The sequence below is a fragment of the Streptosporangium sp. NPDC023615 genome (assembly GCF_040640155.1).
In the GTDB taxonomy this organism is placed as follows: Bacteria; Actinomycetota; Actinomycetes; order Streptosporangiales; family Streptosporangiaceae; genus Streptosporangium.
Genome location: NZ_JBFABE010000087.1, coordinates 1 through 26181, shown reverse-complemented (window position 1 = coordinate 26181; position 26181 = coordinate 1). Strand labels below are relative to the sequence as shown.

General features: G+C 71.7%; 17 protein-coding genes. 11 read left to right on the top strand and 6 right to left on the bottom strand.

Going from position 1 to position 26181, the window contains the following annotated elements; genetic code table 11:
- Window positions 1–318 precede the first annotated feature (318 nt).
- From AB0G16_RS35180 to AB0G16_RS35150, 7 genes are all read left to right on the top strand, one after another.
- Window positions 319–666 carry a hypothetical protein gene (locus AB0G16_RS35180; protein WP_362814824.1) on the top strand — a complete coding sequence of 116 codons (348 nt, stop codon included), beginning with the start codon at window positions 319–321 and terminating at the stop codon, window positions 664–666.
- Between the two features lie 304 nt (window positions 667–970).
- Window positions 971–1948: an ABC transporter ATP-binding protein gene (locus AB0G16_RS35175; RefSeq protein WP_362814822.1), complete on the top strand. Its 978-nt coding sequence runs from the start codon at window positions 971–973 to the stop codon at window positions 1946–1948.
- A gap of 81 nt (window positions 1949–2029) precedes the next feature.
- On the top strand, window positions 2030–2818 hold the full coding sequence (locus tag AB0G16_RS35170; RefSeq protein WP_362814820.1) for an ABC transporter permease: 789 nt from the start codon (window positions 2030–2032) through the stop codon (window positions 2816–2818).
- A gap of 86 nt (window positions 2819–2904) precedes the next feature.
- Complete coding sequence (locus AB0G16_RS35165) at window positions 2905–4209, top strand: sensor histidine kinase (RefSeq protein WP_362814818.1); 1305 nt, start codon at window positions 2905–2907, stop codon at window positions 4207–4209.
- Window positions 4206–4895 carry a response regulator transcription factor gene (locus AB0G16_RS35160; RefSeq protein ID WP_362814816.1) on the top strand — a complete coding sequence of 230 codons (690 nt, stop codon included), beginning with the start codon at window positions 4206–4208 and terminating at the stop codon, window positions 4893–4895. The genes AB0G16_RS35165 and AB0G16_RS35160 overlap by 4 nt, the downstream gene beginning before the upstream one ends.
- A 100-nt stretch (window positions 4896–4995) precedes the next feature.
- Window positions 4996–6654 (top strand): WD40 repeat domain-containing protein, encoded by a 1659-nt coding sequence (locus tag AB0G16_RS35155; protein WP_362814814.1) that lies wholly within the window; start codon window positions 4996–4998, stop codon window positions 6652–6654.
- Window positions 6655–6818: 164 nt separating this feature from the next.
- On the top strand, window positions 6819–8180 hold the full coding sequence (locus tag AB0G16_RS35150) for a S1 family peptidase (protein ID WP_362814812.1): 1362 nt from the start codon (window positions 6819–6821) through the stop codon (window positions 8178–8180).
- A 144-nt stretch (window positions 8181–8324) separates the two neighbouring features.
- Here AB0G16_RS35150 and AB0G16_RS35145 read toward each other — a convergent pair whose 3' ends face one another.
- The 3 genes from AB0G16_RS35145 to AB0G16_RS35135 form a co-directional block, all read right to left on the bottom strand.
- Window positions 8325–11156, bottom strand: coding sequence for an AAA family ATPase (locus AB0G16_RS35145; RefSeq protein WP_362814810.1), 2832 nt, complete (start codon window positions 11154–11156; stop codon window positions 8325–8327).
- Between the two features lie 595 nt (window positions 11157–11751).
- Window positions 11752–13179 (bottom strand): rifampin monooxygenase, encoded by a 1428-nt coding sequence (rox, locus tag AB0G16_RS35140; protein ID WP_362814808.1) that lies wholly within the window; start codon window positions 13177–13179, stop codon window positions 11752–11754.
- A gap of 676 nt (window positions 13180–13855) precedes the next feature.
- Window positions 13856–14959: a DUF4158 domain-containing protein gene (locus tag AB0G16_RS35135; protein ID WP_362814806.1), complete on the bottom strand. Its 1104-nt coding sequence runs from the start codon at window positions 14957–14959 to the stop codon at window positions 13856–13858.
- Window positions 14960–15128: 169 nt separating this feature from the next.
- Between AB0G16_RS35135 and AB0G16_RS35130 the strand changes: the two genes are divergently transcribed.
- Window positions 15129–15494 carry a hypothetical protein gene (locus tag AB0G16_RS35130; RefSeq protein WP_362814804.1) on the top strand — a complete coding sequence of 122 codons (366 nt, stop codon included), beginning with the start codon at window positions 15129–15131 and terminating at the stop codon, window positions 15492–15494.
- A 273-nt stretch (window positions 15495–15767) separates the two neighbouring features.
- Here the strand turns inward: AB0G16_RS35130 and AB0G16_RS35125 are convergent, their stop codons facing one another.
- Together AB0G16_RS35125 and AB0G16_RS35120 are read right to left on the bottom strand one after the other, a co-directional pair.
- A complete protein-coding gene (locus AB0G16_RS35125) occupies window positions 15768–16664 on the bottom strand; it encodes an RNA polymerase sigma-70 factor (protein ID WP_362814802.1) in 897 nt (298 codons plus the stop codon).
- 181 nt (window positions 16665–16845) lie between these two features.
- Window positions 16846–18075: an FAD-dependent oxidoreductase gene (locus AB0G16_RS35120; RefSeq protein WP_362814800.1), complete on the bottom strand. Its 1230-nt coding sequence runs from the start codon at window positions 18073–18075 to the stop codon at window positions 16846–16848.
- 258 nt (window positions 18076–18333) lie between these two features.
- On the opposite strand from AB0G16_RS35120, the gene AB0G16_RS35115 reads away from it, so the two are divergent.
- Together AB0G16_RS35115 and AB0G16_RS35110 are read left to right on the top strand one after the other, a co-directional pair.
- Entirely contained in the window at window positions 18334–18672 is a 339-nt protein-coding gene (locus tag AB0G16_RS35115) for a hypothetical protein (protein ID WP_362814798.1), read from the top strand.
- A 336-nt stretch (window positions 18673–19008) separates the two neighbouring features.
- Window positions 19009–23409 carry an AAA family ATPase gene (locus tag AB0G16_RS35110; protein WP_362814796.1) on the top strand — a complete coding sequence of 1467 codons (4401 nt, stop codon included), beginning with the start codon at window positions 19009–19011 and terminating at the stop codon, window positions 23407–23409.
- A 58-nt stretch (window positions 23410–23467) separates the two neighbouring features.
- Here AB0G16_RS35110 and AB0G16_RS35105 read toward each other — a convergent pair whose 3' ends face one another.
- The gene (locus AB0G16_RS35105) at window positions 23468–24202 is read right to left on the bottom strand and encodes a putative dsRNA-binding protein (protein ID WP_362814794.1); all 735 of its coding nucleotides are present in this window, start codon (window positions 24200–24202) and stop codon (window positions 23468–23470) included.
- A 332-nt stretch (window positions 24203–24534) separates the two neighbouring features.
- Here AB0G16_RS35105 and mobF point away from each other — a divergent pair.
- Window positions 24535–26181: MobF family relaxase (gene mobF, locus AB0G16_RS35100; RefSeq protein WP_362814792.1), on the top strand; the 1647-nt coding region annotated here is incomplete at its 3' end.

Below are 26181 nucleotides of genomic sequence, written 5' to 3'. Positions count from 1 at the left end.
GGAGCTCGGCATCGACCTGTCCCGGCGCGAGCCGAGCAGCGTCGAAGAGGTCTGACGGTCCCGTACGCGACCCGGCGGCGCCGGCCCGCGACGGCCCCGACGGCCCGCGACGGAGGAGGACGCTCCTGCTCCGTCGCGGGTCCGGCGCGTCACGGCGGGGCGTGACCCGCGGACGTCCGGCCGCGCGGCCGGTGGCGTGTCCCCCGCCGACGTAGGCTCACGGTCGGGGCACGACCGATCCCGGTTCACCGAGACCCGCCCTGGAGGATCCGTGACGCACGGCAGCACGTACCCGTCCCCGGCCTCCGGGGTCACGCCGTGAACGCGACGGGCGGGCGGGGCGGCGCCGGCCACCGCAGTGCCCCCGACGCCCCCGACGCCCCCGATGCCCCCGGCACCCCCGGTGCCCCTGACGCCTCCGGCGACTTCGGGGGGATCGGGTTCGGTGGCAGGGCCCTCGTCATGACGGTCGCGACCCTGGCGCACCCCCGGGAGGCGTTCGGGGAACTCCTCCGCCTGGTGCGTCGCCTGGCACGCCGGGCGCTCGGGCTCCTCCTCGCCCCCTTCCGCCTGGCCGCCTTGCTCGTGTGGTCGCGTTCGGCGCACCGGCGCCCGACCTTCGAGGAGCACCTGCGCGGCGCCGGTGAGGACGAGAACCCCCGGTGACCGGGACGATCCCGTGACGCTGGGACGGCGCTCCCGCCGCCCGGGGCGAGGGCACGGCGCCGCGATGCGGTCCTCGGGAGACACCCCTCCGGCCCGGGAGACTCCCGTCCTGTGACGCGCGCGGAGCGGCCGCTCTCACCCCCCGTGGTCCTCCCGTCCGGGTGGCGGTCAACCGATCGGCTGACCCGACGGCCCCGCCGTTCGGCGGCCGGGTCCCGTCCCCTGGCCGGTGCCGCGAAAGCGCTGGTCGTAGAAGGCTGAACGTAGGCGGAACAGCTACGGACCAGCCCGAAAGGACCACCCCATGCCACCGGTGATCGAGGTACGGAACCTCCACAAGCGCTACGACGACAAGGTCGCGGTCGACGATGTCTCGCTCACCGTGCAGGAGGGTGAGATCTTCGGGATCCTCGGCCCCAACGGCGCCGGCAAGACCACGACCGTGGAATGCGTGGGGGGCCTGCGCACGCCGGACCGGGGCGAGATCAAGGTGCTGGGGCTCGACCCCCACCGGGACCGCACCGAACTGACCCGGTGTCTGGGCGTCCAGTTGCAGGCCGGCCAGCTCCCCGACCACCTCCAGGTCGCCGAGGCCCTGGAGCTCTACAGTTCCTTCTACCCGCGACCGGCCGACTGGCGCGCCCTCATGCACGACCTCGGCCTGACCGACAAGGCCAGGACCAGGTACGCCAAACTGTCCGGCGGCCAGAAACAACGCCTGTCGATCGCGTTGGCCCTCGTCGGCAGCCCCCGGGTGGCGATCCTCGACGAGCTCACCACCGGCCTCGACCCGCAGGCACGCCGCGACACCTGGGACCTGATCGAGGGGGTGCGCGCGCGGGGGGTGACGATCGTGCTGGTCACCCACTTCATGGAGGAGGCCGAGCGGCTCTGCGACCGGCTGGCGCTGATCGACGCCGGCCGTGTCGTCGCCGTGGACACCCCGATCGGCCTGACCGAGCGGGCCCGCATCGAGCAGCGCATCCAGTTCCGCCCCTCCAGGCCGATGGACGACCACCTGCTGACGAGCCTGCCCGACGTCTCCCGCGTCGCCCGCCGGGGAGAGCTCGTCGTCGTCAACGGCAACACCAACGCCCTCAACGCCGTCACCACCGTGCTGGCCCGCAACCACATCGTGGCCGAACACCTGCGCGTCGAGCAGGCGAGCCTGGAGGACGCCTTCGTCGAGCTGACCGGCAGGCACCTCGCTCCCGCCTCGCCGTCCGACCCGGACCGGCCCGACCTGGACCGGCCCGGCTCGAACCGGCCCGGCTCGAACTGACCCGGCCCGCCTCGTATCACCCCGGCCCGAACCCACCCGGGCCCGGACGCGAAGAACCCGACGGAAAAGGAAGCCACGCCCATGTCAGCCATGACCGCCACCACCGCACCCCCCGTCACCGCCAGGCACGGTTCCACGACCTGGAGGCTCATCAAGGCCGAGAGCAGACTGTGCGTCCGCGACAAGGTCGGCCCCCTGTGGGGCGTCGGCTGCCCGCTGATCGTGCTGGTCATCCTCGGTAGCGTGCCGGCCCTGCGAGAGCGCCAGGAGGCCGCCGGAGGTCTGACGATCTTCGAGCTCTACGTCCCCGTCCTGATCCTGTTCAACCTGGCCATCCTGGCCATGACCGCCCTGCCCACCACGCTCGCGGGCTACCGCGAGAACGGCGTGCTGCGCCGCATGCGGACCACGCCCGTCGGCCCCGCCCGCCTGCTCACCGCCCAGCTCGCCGCCAACTTCGCCATCGCGCTCGTCGCGATGGTCCTCTTCCTCGCCGTGGCCGGACTCGGTTTCGGCGTACGCCTGCCGCAGCACCTGCTCGGCTTCACCGTCTCCTGGCTGCTCGGGGCAGCCGCGCTGCTCGCCATGGGCCTGCTGGTCACCGCCCTGGCCCGCGGACGCAACGCCGCCTCGGCGATCGGCACGACCCTGTTCTTCCCGATGATGTTCTTCGCCGGCCTGTGGGTACCGATCACCCAGATGCCGCCGCTGCTGCAGACCATCAGCCACTACACCCCGCTCGGCGCCGGCATGCGGGCCTTCCAGGACGCCTACCTCGGCCACTTCCCCTCCGCCGCCCCGCTCCTGGTCCTGGCGGCCTACGCGGCCGGGTGCGCGCTCGTCGCGGTCCGCTGGTTCCGCTGGGAGTAGCCGGGAGCGGATCCGCTCCGCCGGTCCCACCGGCGATGGAACCACCGGTCCCACCGGCAATACACTCACCCCGAGGGAGGAAAATCGTGAACAGCCGAAGGCGGCCCGAGCACCGCACCCCGGCGCCCCAGGAGCCGCCGTTCCTCCTCGTCACCGCGGTGCCCTACACGCTGCTGGCCGCCCTGACCGTCCTCAGGGTGGTCAGGGAGCCCCTGGAGGGCGGCTCCCTGACCGTCGATCTCGGCCTGTGCGGGCTGGCCGCGGCGTGGATGCTCGGCATGTTCACCCTGCGTCCCGCCCCGTGGACACGGCCCCGGACCACGGCGGTGTTCTTCGTCGGGCTCGTGGCGATCACCGCGATCCTGGTGGTACGGGATCCCGCGTTCGGGCTGTTCACCCCGGCGCCCTACATCTACGCCTTCACCCTCCTGCGCTGGCCGTGGCGGCTGCCGGCCGTGGCCGCCGTGGCGGTCGTGGCCGGCACCGCTCAGGCCTCCAACATCGACGACTCGACCTGGTCCGGCCTGGCGCTGTCCGCCATCATCGTGCTCGCCAACGTCGGTCTCATGGGCGGCACCGCCTGGGTGCTCCGCCTCGCCGAGAGGGAGGACGAGCAGCGCGAGCGGACCCTCGCCGAGCTGAACCGGGCCAACCGGCTGCTGGAGGCGACGCTCGCCGAGAACGCCGGCCTGCACGCCCAGCTCCTCGCCCAGGCCCGGGAGGCGGGTGTCCTCGACGAACGCCGGCGGATGGCCCGCGAGATCCACGACACCCTCGCCCAGGGACTCACCGGGATCATCGCGCAGCTCCAGGCGGCCGAGCAGATGCACGAGGTCCCCGCGCAGTGGCGCCGGCCCTTCGACGCCGTCAAGACCCTGGCCAGGGAGAGCCTGGCCGAGGCCCGCCGCTCGGTCGACGCGCTGCGGCCCGAGCCGCTGGAGACCTCACCCCTGAGCGACGCGCTCGCCGACGTCTCCGACCGGTGGTCGAGGCTGCACGGGCTCGCCGTCCAGGTCACCACGACCGGCACGGCGCGGCCGATGGCACCCGAGGCCGAGTTCGCGCTGCTGCGCACCGCGCAGGAGGCCCTGGCCAACGTGGCCAAGCACGCCCGCGCGACCAGGGTCGGGGTGACGCTGTCCTACCTGGAGCACGAGGCCGCGCTGGACGTACGCGACGACGGCAAGGGCTTCGACCCGGCGGACCTCGACGCCGGCACGACCACGAACGGCGACCCGGACCCGCCCTCCCGCGACGGCGGGTTCGGCCTGACCATCATGCGCCAGCGCGTCGAGGGACTGTCCGGCAGCCTGCGGATCGAGTCCGAGCCCGGCCTCGGCACCGGCATCTCGGCCCGCGTCCCCCTCCTACCGGCCGGGAGCCGTCCATGACCCGTCACACGAGCGACCACGCGAACGGCCCGGCGGTCGACCCCCCGGTCCGGCTGCTCATCGCGGACGACCACCCCATCGTCAGGGACGGTCTGAGCAGCATGTTCGCCTCCGCACCCGGATTCGAGGTGCTGGGTGAGGCCGCCGATGGCGCCGAGGCCGTACGGCTCGCCCGGAGACTCCGGCCCGACGTGATCCTGATGGACCTGCGCATGCCGGGCATGGACGGGCTCACCGCCATCACCGAGCTGGCCCGGCTCGGCGTCACCGCGCGCGTCCTGGTCCTGACGACCTACGACACCGACACCCACGTGCTGCCGGCGATCGAGGCCGGCGCGACCGGCTACCTGCTCAAGGACTCCCCCCGGGAGGACCTGCTGCGCGGCGCGCGCGCCGCCGCCCGGGGCGAGAGCGTCCTGTCCCCCTCGGTCGCGGCACGACTGATCACCCGCGTCAGGACACCCGCGCCACAACTGCTCAGCCGGCGCGAGCTGGAGGTCCTCGAGCTCATGGCGGCCGGGAACACCAACCGCGAGGTGGCCGCCCGCCTGTTCATCACCGAGGCCACCGTCAAGAGCCACCTGCTGAACATCTACGCCAAGCTCGGGGTCAAGGACCGTGCCGCCGCCGTCAGCGAGGCGTTCAACCGAAGACTCCTCGTCCCCCGGGCGCCCGAACATCCCTGACGCTCGGTGACCGCTCATAATCGATCTTGACTTCGGGTGCGCCTTCTGGCTTGATCAAGACGTTTCGGCTCATCCTGATCTCTTACGAGCGGAGCTTCACGTGCGCTTCTCCCCCGCGGAACCTCGTAGATCCGCCCTGTCACGGGCGGGCGCGCTGGCCGGCGTCCTGGCCCTGACGGCCGGCCTGCTCGTCGCCCCGGTCCCCGCGGCCTCGGCCGAGGACTCCGTGACCGACCTCGGCGCCTTCTCCTCCTCCACCGACCTGGTCGTCGGAGGCGACAAGGTCGCCGTCTCGATCGGCGATCGCATCGTCGTCGCCGACACCACCGGCGAGGTCGAGGGCACCGTCACCGGCCTGTCCGGCGCGTACGGCCTGGCCATGACACCCGACGGCACCCGCCTGTACGCCGCGCTGACGGGCTCGGGAGAGGTGGCCGAGATCGACACCGCCACGCTGGAGATCACCCGGCGCGTCGACCTCGCCGCCTACGGATGCCCGTCGAGCCTGGCGCTCACCGGCGAACGGCTGTGGGTCGGCTACGGCGGCTGCGGCGGTTCGACCGGTGCCCTCGGCCTCGATCTGTCGGTGACGACGCCGGAGCCGGTGCCGTTCGAGGTTCCCCTGAAGTCGGGCCCGTACCTCGCGGCGGCGGGGAACACGCTGGTGGTCGGCGAAGGGGGCGGCAGTCCGGCCGACCTGTTCGTCTACGACGTGAGCGGTGCCGCCCCCGTCTTCCGCGGTGAGATCGACGGGCACGCCCACGCCCACGACCGGTTGAACGATGTCGCCGTCACCCCGGACGGCTCGCGCGTGATCTCGGCGTTCGTGCTTCCGGACGCCTTCGAGATGTGGGACGCCGACACCTTGGCCCGGGTGCACGACTACGAGAAGGGCCCCGAGGCCGAGGGATACCCGGCGACCGTCGCCGTCAGCCCGGACGGCGCCTACGTCGCGGGCGGGCGCAACCAGTTCTCCGCCGGCAGGATGACGCTGTACGACACGGCCTCGGGCGCGGAGATCCATGCCGCGAACTCCCCGGAGGGGGAGATAGTCGACGGAAGTGCCGCCTTCTCCGGGCGCGACGTCTTCAGCCTGCTGAAGACGGATTCGGACCGCCTCCACCTGTGGCGACTCCAGGATGTGAACCTGCCGGCCTCCACGTTGGCGCTGGCGGTCAAGCCCGGCGCGACCGCGCACCAGCCGCTCACCCTGATGGGACGGCTCGCATTCGACGACGGAACCGCGCCGGGCGCGCAACCGCTGACCGTGACCCGCACCCTGCCCGACGGAACCGGCACGGAGCTGCCCGGCGTGACCACCGCGGCGGACGGAACCTTCACCGTCACCGACACGCCGCCGATCGGGGGAACGCTCACCTACACCGTGCTCTGGAACGGCGACGAGAACCACCGCTGGAGCAAGGCCTCCCGCGCCACGACGGTCAGGTACGCGACCACGCTCACGCTGACCGGGCCCACGAGCGCGGTCGCCGGCACGAGGCTCGTGTTCAGCGGCCAGATCCAGGTGGCGGGCGCCACCGCGCCGCGCAGCGGCTGGCTCACCGTCAGGCGCACCCGCAGCGGCCATGGCGGCGAACCCGTGCAGCGGTCGGTGGGGATCACCACCCGTGCGTCGTACTCCTTCGCCGACACACCGGACGCGGGCGAGTACACCTACACCGTGCACTGGGCCGGCGACGGCCGGACCGGACCGGCGCAGGTCGGTCACGTCGTCACGGTCCACGAACCGGCCGGGTGACCGGCGCCGCCGTCCGTCCGTGCCACGCCGTAGCGGGTCACTGTCCCATCCGCCGCATTCGATAGGGATTTCCCGGATTACTCGGGGGTGGCCCCAACGTCATCGTTGCTCTGAAGCGCCCCGGCAGCGGGCCGGGCGCCGATCGAGCAACTGGAGGACGACGGATGCGACTCGCATCAGGTGTGAGAACCGGGCGCGCCACAGGCGGCGCCCGGCGCGCCACGCCGCGCACGACAGCGGTTGGTCTCCTGGTCATCGGGAGCCTGCTGGCCCTGCCGGCACTGCCCGCGCACGCCGACCCGCCCCCTGCTCCCAGGGTCGCCCCCGACGTGGTCGCGGAGACCTCCCCACCTGACGACGGCGCCCTCATCACCCCCGAGGAGGCGCTGGAGCGGGACGCCACGGCCGTCGCGGGCCTGGCGAAGGTCTCGGTCCCCGAGGCCAGGCGGCGGCTGACCATCCAGCAGAGGGTCACGAAACTCGTGGAGTCGCTGCCCGAGGACGTCCGGGCGCGGTCGTACGCCGGAGGCCGGTTCGACTTCACCCGGGACAGGCCGGCCACCCTCTACTTCAAGGGCCGGGTTCCGGACTCGGTGCGGGCGGGCACCGTGCCCGAGGTCGAGCTGACCGGCGGGATGAAGTACTCGTTCGACGAGATGGTCGCCCGGCGGAACGCGCTGCACGCGGCGGCCGAGGAGCTGGGCTTCACGCAGATCCGCTCGGACTTCGACCTGGTGACGCAGCGCGTCGGACTCGCGCTCGCGCTTCAGCGGGAACAGCCGGACCTGCGTGGGCAGGCACTGCGGGACAGGTTGACCGCCCGCGCGGCCGGTGGCCGGCTCGCCCCGCGGGGTTCCGACTTCTCCGTCAGAGAACTCGCCCCCGGGACCAGGCTGGCCGTTCCCAGCACCGGGTACGGAGGGTCGACCCTCCGCAGCGGTGGCGCCCACGCGTGCACCTCGGCCTTCATCGTCCGGCGCACCAGCGACCAGGCCGAGGGCGTGCTCACCGCCGCGCACTGCGAGGGCATCAACCAGATGGATCAGAACAACTCCGTCGGCGGGGTCGTCTCGACCTTCTCCGCGCCGTTCGTCAGCGAGCACATCGGCGTCAACGGAGAAGTGGAGTGGCACACCACCACGGGCCACGACGACGTCCCCGAGTTCTGGGACACCTTCACCACACGACGCACCGTGACGTCCCGCATCGCCGCTTCCGGCTACATGTCGGGGGCCTACGTCTGCCACTTCGGGCGGACCAGCGGAACCACCTGCGGTGCGATCAACAACCCGAGCGTGAGCATCAACTTCCCGTGGGGCGGCTGCGGCGGCTGCACGAAGACCGCCTCGAACATGGTGCGCGTCTCGGGGGCGGTCAGCCTGCCGGGCGACAGCGGAGGCCCCTGGTACGTCCTCAACCAGGCGTTGGGCGTTGATCACGGGTATGACCCGACCACCCTCGACGTGTTCTTCAGCCCGATCGAGCGGGCGGAGAACCAGTTCGGCGTGAAGGTGCAGTTCGGTTGACCCCAGGTCTCCCGATCCCCCACGCCGGAGCGCTCGTCCGGCGCCGGGGGAGGTCGTGGCCGGAGTCCCCCGAACGGACGGGACCCCGGCCACGACCGCGTGAACGCCCGCCCGCCGCCCCCGGTCCGCCGGGGGGGCATCGGCTCAGCCGGCGCGGGGGCGGCCGGCGGCCTCGGACCGTGTACCGAGCCCCGCCAGCTCGCTGCGGTTGCGCACGCCGAGCTTGCGGTAGATGCGGGTGAGGTTGGCCTCGACGGTCTTGGCGCTGATGAACATCCGCCCGGCCACCTCACGGTTGGTCAGGCCGGACGCGACCAGCCGGTGGATCTCCCGCTCGGTGGGCGTCAGCTGGCGATCGGGCGCCCGGCGCTGCCCGCACCTGCGCAGTTCGGCCGCCGCCTGCGCGGACCACAACGGCGCACCCAGCTCGTCGAAGGTCTGCTCGGCCTGGGTCAGCACGTCCCTGGCCGGGATCTTCTGCTTGCTCGCCCGCAGGATCTTGCCGTACACCAGCAGGGCGCGTCCGCGTTCGAAGGGCATCGGCAGGGCGGCGCACGCGTCCAAGGCCCGCTGCGCGGCGCGGGCCGCCCGGTCCAGGTCGCCCTCGGCCGCGGCGACGACCGCCTCGCTGCGGGTCAGGATCGCCAGCAGCCAGGGACGTGGCGCGACCTCGGCCCGGTTCCGCAGCCGCGCGAGCAGCTTGCGCGCCCGCGCCGTCCGGCCGGTGGCGACCGCGACCTCGATCTGGTCGCCGTGGAACATGTAGCGCGCCGGTTCCTTGATCTTCATGGCGCCGATCAGTCCGTCCGCCTGACTCAGGTGGTGGTCGGCCCGCTCGGGATCCGCCGCGGACAGCGCGGCAAAACCGAGGACCTGCCGCAGCAGGGCGGCCACGTACGGGTCGCCGGACTCCCCGGCCTGCTCCAACGCGTTCCGGGCGGCGGCCTCGGCCTCGCCGACGCGACCGAGATGCGCGTCGACCAGGGCCAAGGCGTACCGGCCGAAGCCGAGCCAGCGCCGTTGGCCGGTCAGTTCGATCACCTCGATGGACCGCCGTGCCTGCTGACGGGCCCGCGGCCAGTCCCCCAGCCAGCAGTCGATCTCGGCGAGGTGCATCAGCGCGTGCCCGACGGCGGGTTCGTCACCGGACTCGGTGGCCAGCCTGAGCTCGACCGTGAAGCGCTTGCGCGCCTCAGCCGGGTCCAGGCATTTGGCCCACGCCCCCAGGCTCTGCCGGCTCCACGTATCGGCCCAGTGCCGTGACGGCTGCGCCGGCAGCAGGCGGGCGGCGCGCTCGAGATCGCGATGGGCGATGCCCAGGCCGTTGGTGAGCCGATACATCGCCCGTACGGACAAGGCACACGACAGCAACACGGGCTCCGGACACGCCCCCGGCCGCTGGAGCACCTCGGCGGCGGCCTCGGCGGCGGCCAGCTGCTCGGTCGCGTCGTGGGTGCTGAACCAGGCCCGGCGCAGGTGCAGCTCCGCCTGCAGGTCCGGGTGGCCGGTCGCGCCGACCAGCGCGCGCCGGCACAGCCGGCCCGCCTCGACCGTGCCGCCCTCGTAGAAGACGACCTCGGCGAGCCGCAGCAGCGCCCGGGACCGCAGTGGGTCCGGCGGCCGGGCCGCCACCACCGCCTCCAGCACGCGGCGGGCACGGGCGGCGTCGCCGGCGGCGAGCAGGCACCGCGCCTCGGCGACCGTCCGCCGATGGGCACCGTCCACATCGGCTGGCGGGGTACGGGCCGCCGCCAGGTTCCAAAGTTCCGCGGCGGCCGCCGGACTTCCCCGGTGCCAGGCGCCGGCGGCCCCCCGTTCCAGCAGTGCCGCGACCTTCTCGTCCGGCCCGTCCTCGCACAGCGCCAGGTGCCGTCCCTGCTGTTCCACGTCGGAGACCACCTCGGCCAGCCGCCGTCGCACCCGCCGGTGACGCTCGCACGAGGTCACCGCGCGGACGGCGGAGGCCAGCAGCGGGTGGGTGAAACCGATCCGGCTCTGCCGGACCTCGATCACGCCGGACTCCTCCGCCACCGTCAGGGAGGACAGCCGCCCTTCCGGCACCCCGATCGCCGCCCGCACCGTCGTGACCGTCGGGTGCGCCAGCAGGGCGACATGCAGCAACGCGTCGACGACGGGTTCGCCCAGGGCGCGTATCCGCTCACCCATCAGCTCCGCCACCGACTCGGGAACGGGAAGCGGTTCACCGGGCCTCAGGCAGGCGCCGGTGCGGCGAAGGGACTGCACGATCTCCAGGGCGTACAGCGGGTTGCCTCCCGAGGCCTGGTGGAGGCGGCGAAGCGCCGGCATGCCCCACTCCTCACCGGTGCGCAGCAGCATCCGGCGCAGCGCGCCCAGGCCGAGGGATCCCAGCCACATCATGCCGGCGCGGGAGGCGGGCAGCGCCTGAGCCAGCCCCAGCGGTGCGACGGCCGGCGGTATGGCCCGCATCGCCACGAGCAGGCCCACGGGCTCCTTCGTCAGGCGGCGCGCCACGTAGGCGATCACCTGGGCGCTGGCCTGGTCCAGCCACTGCACGTCGTCGATCGCCAGCAGCACGGGGCCCTTCCGCGCCAGGGCCCGCACCGCCGACAGCGCGGCGGCACCGAGGGCACGCGCGGCCGGCGGTGGCCCCTCGGCCTCCGTCCGATGGAGGAGCGCCACCTCCAGAGCCTGTGCCTGGAGCGGCGGAAGCATGTCGTCCGCGTCCTCGAGCACGCCGTGAAGCAGGTCGGCCAGCGCGCTGAGCGTCAGTGTCGTCTCGGCCTCGGCGGGCCGGCAGGACAGGACGCGATGACCGAGGGCACCGGCGCGGGCGACGCCGTGGTTCCACACCGTGGTCTTGCCGATGCCCGCGTCGCCGGCCAGGACGAGGGCCGCGGCGCCGCCGGGCAGCGAGGTCAGGAAACGGTCGAGGGCGGCCAGTTCGCGGGCGCGGCCTTCCACCTCGGACAGCGCGTACCCCATCAACCCCATCATCCCCATCACCCCGAATGCCTCATGCGATTCCGGCCGGGCCCGGCGAGCCCTTCCGCTTGCACCATCCGATCTGGGCCGACCGGCCGTGCGGGCCGGAGCGGCGGCCGCCCCGCCGTCACCCGGGCAGGGCGTGTCCCCGCGTCATCGCGAGATGTGCGGCTTCGGGCCGCCGACCGGCTTGCACGCCGAACTCGTCGTCGAGGTGCGCCCTGTCCGGGCGCGTGCGTGACGCCGCTGCGAGCCTGACGCGCCTATGACGGAAAACTCGCCGGGCGGTCTCTCGCTCCGTCGACGGTCATCCGGAATTCATGAGGTCCCGGGCCATGGCCGAGGTGGGGAACGAGCAGGATCTGCCGGAGAGCCATGTCACCGCCGGGGTCAGGAGGGCCGACACGCATGACGGCACTTTAACCACGGCCGTTCGCCCGCGACCATGACCATGAAGGCCTGGAACCCCTATGGCTCCGGTGAGCCGCCATTCGGACCCCTGATCGATGGGGCACCTTCGGGCAGGGGGCGGCGCGGTGGGCGATCGGCCGATGTCAGGGTGATCGGGCCGGAACGGACCGGGCGCCTCGGGGCCGGGATCCCGTGCTCAGCCGACGGGGGCGCCGAACCACCTGGGCAGCCTGTCGAGCAGTTCCCCCTGGTCCTCACCGGCCCACGCCACGTGACCGTCCGGCCGGAGCAGCACTGCGGGGACGTCCGGCTCCTCGCCGCCGTCGACGACGTGGTCGACCCGGTCCGCCCAGCCCTCCACCGACAGCCGGCCGGTCCGGTCGAGCAGCAGGCCCCGGCCGCCGTGCATCAACCCGTAGAGGCGCCCGCGCTTCAGCTCCACGTCCCGCATCCGCCGGCCGAGCAGCTCGTGCCCCTCGCCGAAGTCGTAGCGGACCCCGATCGCGACGATCTTCTCGATCAGGTGCCGGTTCACCTCCTCGAAGTCCATCAGCTCCCCCAGCAGCCGGCGCACCGCCAACGGCCCCGGCTCGGTGGACAGCAGCATCATCTGCGCCCGGGTGTTGTCCAGCACGTCGGCGGCCACGGGGTGCCGTTCGGTGTGGTAGCTGTCCAGCAGCCCCTCCGGCGCCCGGCCGCCGACCTCGGCGGCCAGTTTCCAGCCCAGGTTGAACGCGTCCTGGATGCCGAGGTTGAGCCCCTGCCCGCCGGTCGGCGGGTGGATGTGCGCCGCGTCGCCGGCCAGCAGCACCCGGCCGACCCGGTAGCGCTCGGCCTGCCGGGTGGCGTCGCCGAAGCGGGAGAGCCAGCGCGGTGAGTGCACGCCGAAGTCGGTGCCGGCGAAGACCCGCAGTTGCCGCTTGAACTCCTCGATGTCCGGCGGAGCCGCGCGGTCCTCCGCCACCCCCTCGGCGGGCACGACGACGCGGTACACCCCGTCCCCGAGAGGGCCGGCGCCGAACCGCAGCTGGGTCTTGCGGACCTCCGCGACGATCGCGCCGACCTTCGCCGGGTCCTCGGTCAGCTCCATCTCGCCCAGCAGTGTCTCGACCCTGGTGGGCTCGCCGGGGAAGCCGACACCGAGCAGCTTGCGCACCGTGCTGCGGCCGCCGTCGCAGCCGACGAGGTAGCGCGAGCGCAACCGCGTGCCGTCGGCCAGCTCGGCGGTCACTCCGTCCTCGTCCTGGGTCACCCCGACGAGTTCGCGGCCGCGCCGGATCTCGGCGCCGGCCTCGGCGGCGTGCTCGGCCAGCAGACGGTCGGTGACGGTCTGCGGAATGGCGAGGACGTAGTCGTGCGCGGTGTCCAGCCGTTCGGGCGCGGGCTTGGTGATGCCGGCGAACAAGCCGCCGACCGGGTAACGCCGGCCGTGCTCGAGGAACCGCTCCAGCAGGCCGCGCTGGTCCATCACCTCGATGGTGCGCACGTGCAGGCCGAGCGCGCGGACGTACCGGGCCGGCTCCGCCTCCTTCTCCAGCACGAGCACGCGCACGCCGTGCAGCCGCAACTCGGCGGCCAGCATCAGGCCGGTCGGTCCGCCGCCGGCGATGATCACGTCAATCATGGATCCCCATTCGACAAGGTCGCGTCTCGGCCGACTCCCCCGCGCGGCCCGGTGGCGCGCGTCCGCGACAGCGGCGCGCCGACGCCCTCGCGCCGGACGCCCGTGGCCGGATCGCCGGTCCCCCGGCGGTCGACGTCGGGGAGACCGGCGTGTCGTGGAGGCGCGCACCGCGTCACCCCCGTTCCCGCGGGTTCCGGCCTCGGTGGACGATTCTGCGGTACGGCCCGGGCCTTGCCGCAAGCCCCCTGGTGCGCTATACGTTAGTAGTGGCGAGGAGTGTGATCACCTTCTCGCCCTTCCCCTCGCCTCTCGTCCTCCGCCGTGGAACCGTCCGCCGTGGAGGCGGCGTTCCCGGCCGTGACCGCTCAGCTCATGGCCGCGCGGCCGGGGTCGGTTCGATCTCGTCCGAATCGCCCGCGTCACGAGCGACGGCGCGTCAGCGGTGGTCGTTCTCCTTCAACTCGACGACCCAGGCACGCCGTTCGGCGATCCTGCCATCATGCATGACGAAGACCTCCGCCATGGAGGCCCGGCGCTCGGGTCGGTGTCACCAGGGGGCAAAGTAGCTCAGCGTGAGGTCTGACCGGACAGAACGTGCATTCTGTAGGATCTGCGCATTCGGATGCAGAGCTCTGACCAGGCATAACGCGCTCGTTTGGGCCTGATGACGCGCTTCTTACCGGCACCCCTTGTAGCCGCCCGGCACTGCCGGGTAGATGACGTCCTCCACCCGCGACTCCGGGGACTCCAGGGCGGCCTCGGTCATCTTGAACAGGATGTTCTCCTTGCCCGACACTCGCCTCAGCTCCGCCACGAAGTCGCTGGTCACCTTGGTGTCGGCGCGGGCGTTGATCCGGCGAACCGTGGCGATCAGCAAGTCGACCAGGGTGTCGGTGATCTCGCGAGACCGGCAGTACAGGTAGGCGGCCAAGAGGGTCATCTTGATGTCGTACGGATGCGAGCGCAGGTGGGACGGGGCCTCGGCCGCGACCCGGGCCCGCCAGGCCGCCAGCACCTTCGGGGTGACGTCGGCGAACAGGTCGCCTGACAGGCCGACCTTGCGGATCGCGGTCAGCTTGGTCACCTCCCGCTCGATCGTCTTCACCGACACGTTGCCCGGCTCCTCGCGGATCACCGCGAACACGTCCACTGCGGCGGCCTCGGCGGCACCGAACAAAGCACCGTCGTCCTCGCCCTGGTCCTCGAGTTCGTCACCGGGGTCAGCGCTCTTGGCGATCAGAGCGAGCAACCGCGGGATGGCCTCGGCCGGGATCCGGCTGGAGATCTGGGAGGTCTGCGTCTGCTCGGCTTGCCGCAGCGCCGTCCCGATGATCCGGCGAATCCGGTCTCGCGCTGGCGGCTCGATCCGCTCCTCCCGCAGGTGCGCCAGCAGCTCGGCGCGGACCCGGTCGACCTGCCGCTCCTTGGGGCAGACCTCGGCCGCCAGCCAGTCTGCGGCCTTGTCGGAATCAGCGAGGGAGCACTCCCGGAACCCGAAGTACGTCCGGATGTCCTTGCGGTGATCCTTGATCGTCCGGCCGTCCCACTCATACAGTCCCAACTCCGAGGCAGGCAGATCGACCAGCCGGGCGACGTAGCCGACGGCCTGATCAGGGAGTTCGGCGCGGCCTGTCGGGAACCGGCCGTTCAGCGCATAGAAGCGCAGCAGGAGCGCGAACCCGAGTTTCGTCGCCCCTCGCCGGCCGGACAGCTGATCCAGCTCGTCCCCGACCAGTGTCCAGTTCCCAACAAGCTCGTCCTCGTCCAGCACACGCGCCACGCGGCATCCGGCTCTCTCGCGAAGCGGCCAGCCATGCCGCCGCAAACCTCACGAATCCGGATCAATACTGGCCGTGCACGATCACGCCCGTCCGGCGATCAAAGAAAGATCCCTCAACGGTCCATGAACACCACCGCTGAGCCGGGCGAACTCAAACGGGTGTACCTGGTTGCACGACTCTTACCGACACCCCGCGTTCGAACGCACCCTGGTGACCTTCTCCCACGTCGCCGACCGCATCGGCGCGACCGGCGCACGCGAGCGGCGCCTGCGCACCTACAGCATCGAGCGCGATGCCTACGCCTGGTGGCTGGCCGAAGAGCAGTGGATGAGAACCCCCGGCAAACGCCGCCGCACCGCTGCGATCGCCGGCCAGGGCCGCCTCATCCTGCCCGGAGCACCTTCACACGCGAACCGGCCCCGCTACCCGCGCGACCACCGCGGCCGCGCCGACCACCGGGCCGCCCGTATCTACCTGCAGATGCAGCGCGACGCGGCCGCCCGAGCCGCCGCACGCCCCGCGGCCGCAGCATGACGAGCGAGGCGACCGGCGACCGGCGACCATCATCGGGCTCCCGACCTGCCGGACCGTCCTGCGCAGGACGAGAGCCTCTTATGCCACCGTCAGGTCCAAGTCGCTCCGAGGATGCGGGCCGGCTCGTTACCGTGTTGATCGCAGGGTGATGGCGGTGTGTCGAACTCGCGACGCTGAGCTGCGTGCTCTGTCACGACACCAGCGGCCGCCGCGCGGCCGCGCGCTGCATCGGGGTCGCGCCCGATTGGCGGGCGGCTGTCGCGCCGCTGGCGCTCACCGCAGGGTGAGCGGGGTCTCGGACGCGACGTGGGTCAGCTTGTCGGGGTTGCGGACGTAGTAGACGCCGGTGATGCGGGCGTCCTCGACCCGGATCGCCATGACGCCGTCGATCTCGCCGTCCAGGCGAACGAGAAGTGCCGGGTTACCGTTGATCGCGGTGGGCTCACCGGTAAGCGTGCCTGCGACCTTGCCAAGACCGCTCAAGAACATGCGGGCCACCTTCTCCGCGCCGGCGATCGGCCGTAGCGCGGCCTGCTTGAGGCCGCCGCCGTCGCTGACTAGGACGACCCCAGGGGCCAGCACGTCGAGCAAGCCCTGCGGGTCCCTGGTTTCGAGCGCGCGCTGGAACGCCTCCAGGGCCGCCCGAGTCTGGCTCGGGGAGACGGCCTCGCGGGGGCGGCGGGCATCGACGTGCCGACGGGCGCGATGGGCGATCTGGCGGACGGCCGCCGGGCTCTTGCCGACGGCAGCCGCGATCTCGTCGTAGCCGACGTCGAAGGCCTCGCGCAGCACGAAGACGACGCGCTCGGTCGGCGGCAGCGTCTCCAGGACCAGCATGAGCGCCATGGACACACTCTCGGCGAGCTCGACGTCCTGGGTCACGTCCGGTGTGGTGAGCAGCGGCTCGGGCAGCCAGGGGCCGACGTAGGCCTCCTTGCGGCGCTTCATGCTGCGCAGCCGGTTGAGCGACTGCCGGGTCGTGATCCGGGCCAGGTAGGCGCGCTGGTCGTGCACCTGCTCCAGGTCGACCTTCACCCACCGCAGCCAGGTCTCCTGCAGGACGTCCTCGGCGTCGGCCGCCGATCCGAGCATCTCGTACGCGACGGTGAACAGCAGGTTGCGGTAGGCGACGAAAGCATCGGTCGCCGCATCAGCGGTGTGGTCACGCAAGTCTCGCCCCTTCTCCTCCACAGCCCGCCCCTGGTAGCCGACGGCTTTCAAGCATGCATCCACTAAAAGATCCTCTTTCACTGGCGGCCGTTCGATCCGAGCCGCTGTTCGGTGCGATCGAGAGCGGGACGCCCGAACCGCTTGGGCGAAAGACGGCCGAGCTCATGCGGTCCGGATCCGCTCATGGCCGACCGGACCGTCCGCGTACGCCCGGCTTGGCAGCCCGTTCAGCCGCAGCCGGCGCCTCGCCGCGTTTGGCTTGCAGCAACGCCTGGCGCTTGTCGTCCTTGACCCAGGTGAGCGAGCCGGGCTTGCGTGCCTCGTCCGCCAGATGCTTGACGGTGCTCTTGCACACGAACTCCTTGAGCTTCGCGCCCGGACGGCCGCCCACGTAGAACTTGTTCGCGGTGTCGTCCCGTTGGGCGAACTGGAAGATGCCGGCGCGACGCCCCAGGCTGATGCACTGGCCGAAGAACCCCAGATTGAGGGGCGCGGGCTGCTCACCCGCGATCCGGCTGAGCACCGTGTCGGCGGCATGCGCGCCGATCCTCGTGGCGGACTGGCAGCTCATCCGCAAGGGCAGGTCCGACGGCGCCGCCGCATCCCCGGCCGCGACGATGCGCACATCGTCCACGCTGGTCAAGGTCTCATCGGTGAGCAGGCGGCCCAAGGCGTCGACGCTCAGCCCGCAGCGGACGGCCAGGTCCGGCACGCCGAAGCCGGCGGTCCAGATGGTCACCTCGCTCGGCAGCTCGCGGCCGTCACCGAGCCGCACCGCATCGCGCGTCACCGCTGTCACCTTCGCCTCGGAGCCTTCGAGCACGGTCACACCGAGCTTGGTCAGCCGCCCGGCGACCGAGCGCCGACCCCTAGGGTGCAGATACGGACCTAGCCTCGTGCCGCAGACCAGAGTCACGGTACGGCCCAGCTCCGCCAACTCGGCGGCGGTCTCGATGCCGGTCGGACCGGCTCCGACCACCGTCACCGCAGCCGAGGCGGGAGCGGCGTCGATGATCGGCCGCAGCCGCTGCGCCTCCTCCAGGGTGGCGATCGGGTAGGCGAACTCGGCCGCTCCGGGCACGCCCGGAGCGGCACTGCCACTACCCACCGCGTAGATCAGATAGTCGTAGCCGATCGTGCCGCCGGTCGCCAACGTCACGCCGCGTTCAGCCGCGTCGATCCGCGTCACGGTGTCGACCACCAGCTGGACGCCGTCGGCCAGGACATCCTCGTAGCCGACGACCGCGTCGTCGGACCCACCCATCAGCTGGTGCAGGCGGATCCGCTCGACGAAGCTCGGGCGCGAGTTGATCAGCGTCACTGTCACGTCGTCGCGCTGGGTCAGCCGATTGGCTGCCATGACGCCAGCGTATCCGCCGCCGATCACGACCACTTTGGTGTTCTTTGGCACGGTATGCCCTTCGTTTCCAGGGGGTTCGGCCTCAAGACACCACCTGATCGAGGGTTGTGACAGTGTGTGAGACAGATCACTCCACAGGCGTGGGACAACCGGCCCGCCGGCGCTGTCGCTCGGCCGCCTCCATCGCCGCCTGCCTGACGTACGGAGAGGGCGGCGAGGATGGTCGGTCAGCGGATCCCGCAAAGGCCAAAACCCACATTCAGTGGATCATGAACGGGTGTTGCCCCCGAGAAGGCCGACCACGCCCGGATGCGCTCCCTGCTGCAGTCGGACTTCTCGCCCGGGCGCATGCGCGCCTTCCGTCCTCGAACGGAGGCGCTGACCGGCGAGCTGCCGGACGAGTTGCTGATGGAGCTGCGCGACCTGGTCGACGACCTGGCCCCGGGCACGGTGGTGCATCTGATCGCCTCAGATCCGGCCGCCCCGATCGACCTGCCCGCCTGGTGCCACCTGACCGGCCACTCCTACCTTGGCCCGCTGCCCATACCCTCATCACCCGCGCCCTCACCGCCCGCCTACGCCCTGCGGGTCCAGGCGACCGTCCGGGCCACGCACCCGGACGGGCCGTGGCCCTCGATCGACGACTGAACACCCGAACGCACGAGCCAGGCCGCCACGAGGCCACCCCGCAGGACACAGGGGCGGACGCGGATCAGCCGGCCAGGATGGCTGTACGCGGAGGCCTCGGGCCGCCCCGGGGCCGCCACCGACCAGGAGTGACGCTGTCAACTCGCCGGAATCAATTGTCATTCAAGCGGGTTGTTTGACATCGGACCGTGCCGATCCCGCTCCTCTTGCCTGTGAACCTGGGCTGTCCGGGGCGAAAAGCGCTGACCGTGATCCCTCCAGGACACATCTGGCATGTACTTCTCATGACCTGGTGGCGCCATTGCCAAGAAGGTCAGCGATCGGGATATTTGCGATGTGACTGACGACGTGCCCGAGGTGATGCGTGGTGGGGTCGCCCGGGCGGTGCGTTCAGCGGGGGCGCGGGTCAGGCAGTGGACGCCGCCCGTACTGCTCGCGGTATTGTCCGCAGGCGCGTTCGCACCATTGCTAGCCTCGGCGGTATCACCGCTGCTGGCTGCCGGGCTTGGCGCGGTCGCCGCGGTCGGCGGGAACCTGCTGACCGACATAGTGAAGGCCGGGGTCGCCAAACTGGGCAACGGCAAGCCGTCCCAGGATGAGATCCAGGACGAGCTGGAGCGCCGGTTCCAGGAAATTCTGACCGGGGGCGGTGCGGACGCGGCGGCGCTGCGAGCCGAGCTGGCCCGGGTACTGCGCGAGTTCGGACTGGTTGGCGCGGCGATCGAAGCGGCCGTGCGGAGCGGCGACCAGGACCTGCAGACGGCGCTGACCGCCGGCCTGGCCGAGCTGGGCGCGGAGTTCGCCTTCGTGCTGTCCGATGTCGAGGGTCAACTACGGCTGATCAGGGAGGGCGTCGACCGGCAGCGCGCTGAACTCCAGGTGGCGGTCGGCCTGCAGTACCGGCAAGCGACCGACACCCGGCTGCTGCTCGACCAGCTGGCAGTGATCGAACGCCGAACCAGGCAGGCCGGAGAGACCAATGCACGCGATGGTGTGAGGTGGGTCGACGGTAGCCCGTATAAGGGACTCGCGACCTACACCGAGGCGGATGCCGAGGTGTTCACCGGGCGTGAGCTGGTCACCGCTCAGTTGGTCAGCACCTTGTCCGAGCGGCTTGCCGGGCCTGGGCTGCTGGTGCTGACCGGCGCGTCGGGCGCGGGTAAGTCGTCCCTGCTGCGTGCGGGCTTGTTTCCGGCGATCGGGCGCGGCGACCTGTCGGAACCGGCGGCGCGCTGGCCCAGGCACATCCTGGATGAGCCGACCAGGTCCCCCCTCGCCGCGTTGGCCACGCTCCTGGCGAGCCTGGCGGGGCTGGCCGTGCCCGCGGTGCTCGACGCGCTCCGGGCAGCTCCACAGGACGCGGCGCTACTGGTCAGGCAGGCGGTAGGCCCGGCGGGGCGGCTGATTTTGGTCGTGGACCAGTTCGAGGAGATCTTCGCGATCGATGGCCCGGGCGCCGACGCGGAGCGGGCCGCGTTCGTGACCGCGTTGCATGCCGCCGCGACCGTACCGGGGGTCGGCGAAGTGCCTGCCGCGCTGGTGGTGATTGCGGTACGGGGTGATGTGATCGACCGGTGCGCCGCGTTCCCGCAGCTGATCGAAGCACTGCGCAACGGGCTTTTCGTCCTTGGGGCGATGACCGAAGCCGAGCTGCGGACCGCGATCATCGCGCCCGCCGCCGCGGCTGGGCTCCAGCTCGAACCCGGTCTGGCCGACACCATCCTCGGCGAGCTACGCGCTCCGGCGGGCGGGTACGACGCGGGCGTGCTGCCGCTGTTGTCTCAGACCATGCTGACGGTTTGGGAGCACCGTGAGGGCGACCGGCTGACCAGCCGCGGGTACGCGCGCACCGGCGGCGTTACCCGGGCCGTGGCGACCAGCGCGGAGCTGGCCTACGACGGTCTCAACCCGGCCGGGCAGGAGCTGACCCGGCGGCTGTTTCAGCGGCTGACGGCCGTCTCCCCCGACGGGCGGCTGACCCGCCGGACGATGCCGCTGACCGATGAGCCGGGGCTCGCAGAGGTCTTGGAGGTGTACGCCGGACGCCGGCTGATCGTGGCCGACACCGGCTCGGTACAGATTGCGCACGATGCGCTGCTGACGAACTGGCCCCGGCTACGCGGCTGGCTGGAGAGCGACCTGACCGGGCACGCGCTGCGCAGCCAGCTGATCGACGACGCCGCCGAGTGGGACGCCAACAGCCGGGCCGCCGCCTACCTGTATCGGGGTGAGCGGCTGGCTGCAGCTTTGGGCGCCGAGGCGCGCCGGCGAGACGATCCGCTGACCGGCGCGGCCGCGCTGTTTTTGGACGCCGGAGTCCGCGCGGAGATCCGGAGCCGCCGGCAGCGGCGTCGGACGCTCGCCCTGCTCAGCGGGCTGCTCGCGGTCGCGGTGCTGCTGGCCGGGATCGCTGTGGTTCAGGTGCGGGCGGCGTGGCAGGAGCGGCAGGCGGCGCAGGAGCAGCAGCGGGTCGCCATCGCCCGGCAGCTGATCGCGAAGGCGGAGGCGGCGCTGGACACCGACCCGCGAACCGCGCTGCTGCTGAACGTGGCCGCGCACCGGATCCACCCCGACCCGGAGACCTACGCCGCACTCCAGCGGGCGATCACCACCACGCCGTACGCCGGGCAGCTGACCGGGGTTCGCAGCGGGGTCTCCTCGATCGCGTACGCGCACAGCGGGCGTTATCTGGCGGCCGGGTTCGACTCGGGTGCCGTGATGCTATGGGATCTGCGCGATCCGCTCCGCCCGCGTCAGGTCGGCACGCCGTTCACTGATCCCGGCACCGCCGAGATCGCCGCACCCTACATCGGCATCCTGGGGTTCTCCGCGGGCGACGACCGGCTGATCAGCGGAATTCCCGGCGGGCCGGTGACGATCTGGGACCTGGCCGATCCGGCACGGCCGCGGCGGCTGGGCCGCAAGGTGATCGGCGAGCCCTACCAGCAGGGGGGCGCGTGGCTGTCGCCGGACGGGTCGGTGCTCGCCACCTCCAGCAAGAAGACCCCCGGGCTGCAACTGTGGGATCTGTCGAAGCCCGGCCACATCCGCAAGCTCGGATCCCGGCTCGACGCCCGCACGCCGATCGTCGAACTGGCGTTCTCCCCTGACGGCGACCGGATCGCGATGGTCGGGAGCGCCGTGAACGATGAGGTGACCATCTGGGACCTCAGGCTGCGGCAGCGGCTTGGCAGCCTGTCCAAGCCGAAGGACTACCTAGGCAGCTTGGCGTTCTCCGCAGACGGCGGGCAACTCGCCGTGGGCGGCTGGTTCAAGGGTGTGGCGTTGTGGCAGGTCCGCGATCCCGCCGCGCCGCGGGCCATGGGCACGATCGCGGTGTCCGCGATCAGGACGGTGTTCGCCACGCGGGGCACCGCCCTGGCCGTATCAGGTCTGCGCGACACCGGAACGATCCTGTACGACACGGCCGACCCCAGCTCGTCCCGACAGACCGACCGGCTGCGCGTGAACGCAGACCCGAGAGACATGGTGTTCTCTCCGGACGGCCGAATGATCGCGGGCGGCGACGACGACGGCCGGATCACGCTGTGGAACCTGCAAAGGGCCGGTCGCCCGGTCACCTACGGCCCGCCGTTCGTCGGACACCAGGACGGGGCGTACAAGGACATCTACGCGCTCGCGCTGTCGGCGGACGGCTCGATGGTCGCGACCGGCGGGCGGGACACGACCGTCGAGCTGTGGGACACCGCCGACCCGGCCAGGCCGCGCAAACTCAGCGTGCTCACCGGCCACCACGGCCCGTACGAGGAGGGTGCGGTCGGCGACGCCACGTTCGCACCGGACGGCACCGTGCTGGCCACCGGAGACAGCACGGGGACTGTCATCTTGTGGGACCTGGCCGACCGGGCCCGCCCTCGGCGGCTAGCGCCCTCGCTCACCGGGCCGACCGGCATCATCCGGTCGATCCTGTACTCCCCAGACGGCGCAACCCTCATCGTGGGCGGCGACAATGGCACGATCTTCTGGGACGTCCGCAACCCGACCAGGCCACGCCGCCTGGCGCTGATCCTCGACCAGCTAAGAGTGCTCGGCCTCTGGCGGGTGAAGGACGGCCGGGTGCTGGCCGTCGTCAAAGGGTCCGACATCCAGCCCGAGTCGGATCCCCCGGATCGGCTGGCCGTGCCGGCGACCGGCGCCCCCGACGGCGAGAAAGGCGTCAGGCTATGGGACATCACCGACCCGGCGCGTCCGCGACAGCTCGGCTCCGGGCTGATCGGCCACCGCGCGGACGTGGACAGCGCCGCGCTCTCACCGTCGGGGGACCTGCTGATCACCGGTGACAACAAGGGCGCCGCGATCATCTGGGATCTCAGCGACCCCGCCCGCGCCCGGCGGCTCGGCGACCCGCTCGTCCCGCACGGCAGCCGCAGGATCAGTCTGGCGATCGCCCCCTCGTCCGACATCATGGTCACCGGCGGCATCGAGGGGAACGCCTACCTGTGGGACCTCGGCAACCGGATCCTGCCCCGGCAACTGGGCATCGCCCTGGCCGCCAACCTGGACGACGTCGAGCACACGGTGTTCTCCGCCGACGGCGACACACTGGCGATCTCCGGCAGCCGGGGTGACGTCGTCCTGTGGGACCTGCGCCCGATGTACGACCTACGCAGCCGGCTGGCCGCGACCACGTGCCTGGTGACCGGCGGCGGCCTGAACCGCGAACAGTGGACCCGTTACGCACCCGCCCTGCCGTATCAAGACATCTGCGCGCAGTGATCGAGGCCAGCCCCTTGCAGCCCGACAAGACGGTCCGCTCACCCCGCGTGCGGCACCCTCACCCCACATCGAGGCGGGCCAGCAGCGCGGCCGCGGCCGCCGACCGCGCGGCCGCCTTACTGGCCCCGCTCCCTTCACCACGTACTGACGTGCTGGTAGCGAGCAGGCGGGTGGCGGCGGCTGCGGTGAACGCCGGGGCATGCGACGGGCCGGTCGAGGTCACCGTCCAGGTGACCGCCTCGATACGGCCCTGCTGGGTCAGCTCGTTCAACACGCTCACTGGATGACGCTCCCCCGAACCAGCCCCGCCCGACGGCTCCGACGATCCCGTCGCCACCGGTATGGCCGGGCTGATCTGGATGCCGGCTTCCTTCAGCCACGTCTTCAGGGTGAAGGTCTCTACGTTCAAGCTCTCGGCGGCTTGGCGGATCGTCAGCCCGCCGGCCAGCAGGGTTTGGGCGATGTCGGTGACGCGGGCGCGTTCGCGGCGCCGGTCTTCCTCGGTGGGCAGGTCCATCCGGGCGGCGTGCTCGGCTGCGCCGGCTTCCAGCATCTCCCCGGCGCGTACTAGGCAGGTGATGCTGCAGTACAGGCCCAGTCGCACATGGCGGCTCTTGCCGCCGGGTGCGCGCTCCAGCAGATACCAGCCCGCCGGCACCCACATCCCGCGCTCGGCGCGTTGGCAGATGCGGCAGAAGAACGACCGCTCGGCCTCCTGGTGGCCACTGCGGGTGGCAGTCAGGCCGCCGCGGCGGCGCGAGGTTGGAACCATGTGCTGCTCGTCGCTGCTCACGCCAGCCCACCTTGCCAGAGCGACCGCACCACTGAGCGCCGTAGGGGCAGCGAGCGGCTCAGACGAAGTAGGTACGCCCGACACCTATCCGACAGAAGCCATGACAACAACGAACCATCAAGATCATAAATTCAACACTGAGTGATCATGGATCCAACATCACACCAGAACAACCTATAGACACCATATAGATCATTTGTCAGAATTCCTGTCACGACACAAAGATCACAAACAAGGATTTTGGACCAAGGTATCTGGCGATACGGACGGCCTGCGGCCGGACAAACCGGAGCTGAACTGGGCTGATGGGGGGGTGGCCAGGGGTGGCGTGGGTGAGCACGCTGGGGCCGTCCATGGCGCAGGTCGACTACCGCCTACACGAGGGCGCCGGGTGCCAAAGTCACCACCTCGTGCGCGGCCAGGACGACGGCCAAATCTCCTACCGGCTGGCCGGCGACCGCCCGCTGATGTGGATCGGGGACGGTCTGCGCGAGGTCGGCATCACCCCGGGCAGCACGCTCACCGCTGACCAGCATGAGGCGGCCCGCAACATCATGGACGGCCGCCACCCGCACACCGGCCACGTGCTGATGAAGGCCAAGCGGGCCGTCGACCCGCGCGCGATGTTGCCTGGCGGCCCGCTGCTGCAGGAGCTGGAGAAGGCCGCGGCCGAGCGCGGCGTCACGAGCGTCGCCGAGCTGGTGGCTGGCAACACGGAGATGGCCAAGCGTGCCGCACGCCTGGAGCGCGGCGTGCGGCGCAAGGGCGAGGCGTACGTGATCCCCTACGACGACGCGCGCCGCCTCGCCACGGCGGCCGGGATCGACCTGGCGGCCGTCTACGACGCCGAGCACCTGGCGCTCGCGCGGCACTGGCGCCAGGCGCGGGTGCGCGTCGGCAACCGCGGCTACGACCTCACCGTGGACGTTGCCAAGAGCGTCAGCGTGCTGCACGGCCTGGCCGACCCGGCCGTCTCGGCGGTCGTCGACGAGGTGTTCGCCGCCTCAGTCGTCGAGACCGTCGACGCGGTGCAGGGGTGGGTCGCCTACGCCCAGCGCGGCCACCAGGGCGACGGACAGCTCGCCGAGCGCGCGGCCACCGGCGGCCTGCTGGGGTGGGTGATGTGGCACCAGACCGCCCGTCCCGTCGACGGGCACATGCCCGATCCGCACCTGCACGCCCACATCCAGATCGCCAACATGGCGCGCGGGACCGACGGGAAGTGGTCGGCTGTGGCGGCCGGCGGCAAGGACCTGCACCGCCACGCCCACGCCGCCGACGCCTTCCTCAAGGCCCGCCTCCGGCGCCGGTTGACCCAAGAGATCGGGGTGCGCTGGGAGCGCGACGCGCGCACCGGCGCGTGGGAGGTCGTCGGCATCGACGAGGAGATGCGTGCCCGCTTCTCCAAGCGCGACGGCCAGATCAAGGAGCTGCTGGCCGCATGCGACATGGCCTACGACGAGGCCCATTCGCACGCGCGCAAGGTGGCCGGCGCCGCCAGCCGCCAGGCCAAGAACCCGCTGCTGGACGGGGACCGGCGCGGCGACTGGCACGCCCAATGCCAAGCCGACGGCATCGACGCCACCGACGTGCTGACCCGGTGCACGCGCCCCGGCGAAGGCCTCCCGCAGCGGCCCAGCGCCCAAGAGATCGCCGCGTGGATCTGGCGCCCCAACGAGGGGCTGACCGCGCACCACAAGACCGTCAGCCACGCCGACGTCCTGGCCGCCGTCGCCGATGCCTGCCCCGATGGCGTCGCCGATCTGACCGACCTGCACGCGCTGACCGAGGAGGTGCTGACCCACGGGCCCGCCATGCGCCTGCCGGACGCCGGGATGAGGCATCTGGTCAACGCCGCCCGCTACACCAGCATCGACATCCTCGAAGCTGAGCAGCAGGTCCTGCACATCACCCGCCAGCGCCACGGCCAAGGCGTCGCGGTCGTCGACGGCCCGGCGATCGCCCTGTCGCTGGAGACC